This is a genomic window from Vibrio sp. 10N.222.55.C7, from assembly GCF_041473335.1.
Classification (GTDB): Bacteria; Pseudomonadota; Gammaproteobacteria; order Enterobacterales; family Vibrionaceae; genus Vibrio; species Vibrio crassostreae_C.
In genome coordinates, this window is record NZ_JBFRSC010000054.1 from 1 (window position 1) to 2,708 (window position 2,708).

Here is a 2,708-nt window from a genome sequence, read left to right on the forward strand (position 1 = left end):
TTCAATTTTCCAACGCCCACGGCAGATAGGGACCGAACTGTCTCACGACGTTCTAAACCCAGCTCGCGTACCACTTTAAATGGCGAACAGCCATACCCTTGGGACCGACTTCAGCCCCAGGATGTGATGAGCCGACATCGAGGTGCCAAACACCGCCGTCGATATGAACTCTTGGGCGGTATCAGCCTGTTATCCCCGGAGTACCTTTTATCCGTTGAGCGATGGCCCTTCCATTCAGAACCACCGGATCACTATGACCTGCTTTCGCACCTGCTCGAATTGTCATTCTCGCAGTCAAGCGGGCTTATGCCATTGCACTAACCACACGATGTCCAACCGTGTTTAGCCCACCTTCGTGCTCCTCCGTTACTCTTTGGGAGGAGACCGCCCCAGTCAAACTACCCACCAGGCACTGTCCGTAATCCCGATTCAGGGACCAACGTTAGAACATCAAAACTACAAGGGTGGTATTTCAAGGACGACTCCACCACATCTAGCGACGCGGTTTCAAAGTCTCCCACCTATCCTACACATGTAGGTTCAATGTTCAGTGCCAAGCTGTAGTAAAGGTTCACGGGGTCTTTCCGTCTAGCCGCGGGTACACTGCATCTTCACAGCGATTTCAATTTCACTGAGTCTCGGGTGGAGACAGCGTGGCCATCATTACGCCATTCGTGCAGGTCGGAACTTACCCGACAAGGAATTTCGCTACCTTAGGACCGTTATAGTTACGGCCGCCGTTTACCGGGGCTTCGATCAAGAGCTTCGACCGAAGTCTAACCCCATCAATTAACCTTCCGGCACCGGGCAGGCGTCACACCGTATACGTCATCTTACGATTTTGCACAGTGCTGTGTTTTTAATAAACAGTTGCAGCCACCTGGTATCTGCGACTCTCGTCTGCTCCATCCGCAAGGGACTTCACTGATAAGAGCGTACCTTCTCCCGAAGTTACGGTACCATTTTGCCTAGTTCCTTCACCCGAGTTCTCTCAAGCGCCTTGGTATTCTCTACCCGACCACCTGTGTCGGTTTGGGGTACGATTCCTTACAATCTGAAGCTTAGAGGCTTTTCCTGGAAGCATGGCATCAATGACTTCACTACCGTAGTAGCTCGACATCGTATCTCAGCGTTAATAGCGGTCCGGATTTACCTAAACCACCCGCCTACGTACTTGAACCTGGACAACCGTCGCCAGGCCCACCTAGCCTTCTCCGTCCCCCCATCGCAATTGTAAGAAGTACGGGAATATTAACCCGTTTCCCATCGACTACGCCTTTCGGCCTCGCCTTAGGAGTCGACTTACCCTGCCCCGATTAACGTTGGACAGGAACCCTTGGTCTTCCGGCGAGGGAGTTTTTCACTCCCTTTATCGTTACTCATGTCAGCATTCGCACTTCTGATACCTCCAGCAGCCCTTACAGACCACCTTCAACGGCTTACAGAACGCTCCCCTACCCCACATACCCTAAGGTACGTAGCCGCAGCTTCGGTGTATAGCTTAGCCCCGTTACATCTTCCGCGCAGGCCGACTCGACCAGTGAGCTATTACGCTTTCTTTAAATGATGGCTGCTTCTAAGCCAACATCCTGGCTGTCTGAGCCTTCCCACATCGTTTCCCACTTAGCTATACTTTGGGACCTTAGCTGGCGGTCTGGGTTGTTTCCCTCTCCACGACGGACGTTAGCACCCGCCGTGTGTCTCCCGGATAGTACTTACTGGTATTCGGAGTTTGCAAAGGGTTGGTAAGTCGGGATGACCCCCTAGCCTTAACAGTGCTCTACCCCCAGTAGTATTCGTCCGAGGCGCTACCTAAATAGCTTTCGGGGAGAACCAGCTATCTCCAGGTTTGATTGGCCTTTCACCCCTAGCCACAAGTCATCCGCTAATTTTTCAACATTAGTCGGTTCGGTCCTCCAGTTGATGTTACTCAACCTTCAACCTGCCCATGGCTAGATCACCTGGTTTCGGGTCTAATCCTAGCAACTGTACGCCCAGTTAAGACTCGGTTTCCCTACGGCTCCCCTAAACGGTTAACCTTGCTACTAAAATTAAGTCGCTGACCCATTATACAAAAGGTACGCAGTCACACCACGAAGGTGCTCCTACTGCTTGTACGTACACGGTTTCAGGTTCTATTTCACTCCCCTCACAGGGGTTCTTTTCGCCTTTCCCTCACGGTACTGGTTCACTATCGGTCAGTCAGTAGTATTTAGCCTTGGAGGATGGTCCCCCCATATTCAGACAGGATATCACGTGTCCCGCCCTACTCGTTTTCACTGATTATGATGTGTCGGTTACGGGGCTATCACCCTTTATTGCGAGACTTTCCAGACTCTTCACCTGCATCATTAAAAGCTTAAGGGCTAATCCAATTTCGCTCGCCGCTACTTTCGGAATCTCGGTTGATTTCTCTTCCTCGGGGTACTTAGATGTTTCAGTTCCCCCGGTTTGCCTCCTGTTGCTATGTATTCACAACAGGATACTTACTTATGTAAGTGGGTTTCCCCATTCAGGAATCCCAGACTCAAAAGGTTATTACTACCTAATCTGGGCTTATCGCAAGTTATTACGCCTTTCATCGCCTCTGACTGCCAAGGCATCCACCGTGTACGCTTAGTCACTTAACCATACAACCCGAAAGGGTTTCTATTTGCTTTCACTTTAAAAAGTGAAGACAAATAAGCGTATGGCAACTAACCAAGGTT

Annotated in this window: 1 rRNA gene; it reads right to left on the minus strand. The window is 50.6% G+C overall.

Features of this window, described 5'->3' with window-relative positions:
• Positions 1–2,630 (minus strand): 23S ribosomal RNA (locus AB4482_RS18770); the annotation flags it as partial.
• Between the last annotated feature and the right edge of the window lie 78 nt (positions 2,631–2,708).